The organism is Bradyrhizobium sp. UBA2491 (genome assembly GCF_002341725.1).
Classification (GTDB): domain Bacteria; phylum Pseudomonadota; class Alphaproteobacteria; order Rhizobiales; family Xanthobacteraceae; genus Bradyrhizobium.
The window spans coordinates 1-1,535 of the sequence record NZ_DDOP01000042.1 but is presented as its reverse complement, the minus strand read 5'-3'; the positions used below and the strand labels follow the sequence as shown (position 1 = coordinate 1,535).

The window sequence follows — 1,535 nt, the reverse complement described above, 5'->3', positions numbered from 1 at the left end:
GCCTGCGCCGGGACGACGATGGGGATGGTTCAGCGTCCCATCACCCCCACAGTCATTCTCTTCTCACTCGCCCCTCAATCGTTCCCGATGGTGTCGCCGAACAGCTGCCAGGTCTCGCCGTTGAACTTCTGCAGCCGCATCGCCTCCACCGGGAAGTAATCGGTCGGCGAGGTCTTCACCTTGATGCCGGGCAGGAACATCGGCAGCGCGATGTCGAGATTGGCGGCCTGCTTCATGATGTTCTCATGGGTGAGGTCGTCGCCGCACTGCTTCAGCACCTGCACCGTCGCCTCCGCCACCACATAGCCGTAGACGATCAGTTGGTCCTGCAAATTGCCGTCCGGAAAATACTTCGTCATGAACTCCTTCCAGGCGATGACGTCTTTATCGTCCTTCCACTGCGGATCGTTCGGATCCTTCAGCGAGTAGGACGAGATGATGTCCTTGGAATACTCGAAGCCGGCCGGCTTCAGCACCGAGGACACCGAGGTCGAGGTCGCGGCGAGGAAGAACATGTCCGGCTTCCAGCCGATCTCGCCGATCTTCTTGATCGCCTGCGCCGCCTGCTTGGGGATCGCGTGCATGAACAGCACGTTGGCGCCGGAGGCCTTCAGCTTCACGATCTGGCTGTCGACCGTGGGATCGGTCGATTCATAGGTCGTCTCCGCCACCACCATCTTCGCGGTGTTCTCAGGCCCCAGCCCCTTCTTGAAGCCGTTGCCGTAATCCTTGCCGGCATCGTCGTTCTGGTAGAACAGCGCGATCTTGGCGTCCGGCTTGTTGGTCAGCACGTATTTGGCATAGACCGCGGTCTCGGCCTGGTACGACGGCTGGAAGCCGATCGACCACGGATAATGCTGATAGTCGCCCCACAGCGTGGCGCCGGCGCCGACGAACAGCTGCGGCACCTTCTTGTCGTTGAGATATTTGCGCACGGCAAGCCCGGTCGGCGTGCCCAGCGGATTGAGGATCGCGGCGACCTCCTCCTGCTCCACCAGCTTGCGGGTCTGCTCCACCGTCTTCGGCGGCGAATAGCCGTCGTCGAGCGTGATCAAATTGATCTTGCGCCCGTTCACGCCGCCCTGGTCGTTGATCATCTTGAAGTAGGCGGCCTGGGTCTTCGCGATCACGCTGTAGGCCGATGCCGCGCCGGAGAATGGCGAGGTCTGTCCGAGCTTGATCTCGGTGTCGCTGGCGCCGGTGCCGTATTTCTTCTCGGCGGCATGCGCCTGTGTCGCGAGCGCAAGAGCTGCCAGTGCCGTGATGGCCTTCCAGATCATCGTGAGCCTCCCTGTGCGTTTTTTGTTGTTCGCGGACGCGAGCTTACGCAGGTCGGGGGAGGCAGGCTTGCGGCGAGACGCCGGGTCAGGAATGCGAAAATGCGGCGGGGGTGAAGCGAGGGGCGGGATAAAACCACCCTCGTCGTCCCGGCGAAGGCCGGGACCCATTACCCCGGCTGTTTATTTGGTGCGGCGCTGGGGCAACATTCCGCTTAGCGGCAAATATCTGTGGTAATGGGTCCCCTGAGTTCACAA

Annotated in this window: 1 protein-coding gene; it reads right to left on the bottom strand. The window is 61.6% G+C overall.

The features are described 5' to 3' along the window. Positions 1 to 74 precede the first annotated feature (74 nt). Positions 75 to 1,280, bottom strand: a complete 1,206-nt coding sequence (locus tag B2W55_RS13380) for an ABC transporter substrate-binding protein (protein ID WP_024582011.1) — start codon at positions 1,278 to 1,280, stop codon at positions 75 to 77. Positions 1,281 to 1,535 lie beyond the last annotated feature (255 nt).

What these genes read in the sequence shown, in the direction of transcription:
- B2W55_RS13380 (WP_024582011.1), bottom strand. Translation starts at nt 1,280, where the DNA reads ATGATCTGGAAGGCCATCACGGCACTGGCAGCTCTTGCGCTCGCGACA.